The following is a 506-nucleotide window of genomic DNA, read 5'->3' on the forward strand; positions in this document are numbered from 1 at the left end:
AACTCACTCGTTGGTCAGTTTTGAAAGATCAATTCTTTCACCATGAATACGTTTGGTGGCGATGGCGGAAGGGTTCCACGCGTTCCCATACCGAACACGACCGTTAAGCCTTCCAGCGCCGATGGTACTTGGACCGAAGGGTCCCGGGAGAGTAGGACGTCGCCAAGCGTATTTTATATGGGCCCTTAGCTCAGCTGGTTAGAGCGCACCCCTGATAAGGGTGAGGTCGGTGGTTCGAGTCCACTAGGGCCCACCATTAAATACTAACTTCATATGGAAGTGGCGAGGCGTCCGGTGAATAATCGGAATGAACCTCGAAGCCATATTTCACTTTTGGAGTGAATTATGGGGCTATAGCTCAGCTGGGAGAGCGCCTGCCTTGCACGCAGGAGGTCAGGGGTTCGATCCCCCTTGGCTCCACCATAAACTTTCATATCGTTACCATAAATTGCAGGTTGAACTGCGAAATATAGTATGATATGATAATCTTCCGGTCAAAGACTGGG

At 50.4% G+C, this 506-nt stretch carries 2 tRNA genes and 1 rRNA gene; all 3 read left to right on the forward strand.

The features are described 5' to 3' along the window. Nucleotides 1-51 precede the first annotated feature (51 nt). Nucleotides 52-168: ribosomal RNA gene (gene rrf, locus HMPREF9412_RS01450) — 5S ribosomal RNA — on the forward strand. Nucleotides 169-179: 11 nt separating this feature from the next. Next, nucleotides 180-256, forward strand: a tRNA-Ile gene (locus HMPREF9412_RS01455). 91 nt (nucleotides 257-347) lie between these two features. Further along, nucleotides 348-423 (forward strand) — tRNA-Ala (locus HMPREF9412_RS01460). Nucleotides 424-506 lie beyond the last annotated feature (83 nt).

Origin of the sequence: Paenibacillus sp. HGF5 (assembly GCF_000204455.1) — a bacterium.
In the GTDB taxonomy this organism is placed as follows: domain Bacteria; phylum Bacillota; class Bacilli; order Paenibacillales; family Paenibacillaceae; genus Paenibacillus_AQ; species Paenibacillus_AQ lautus_A.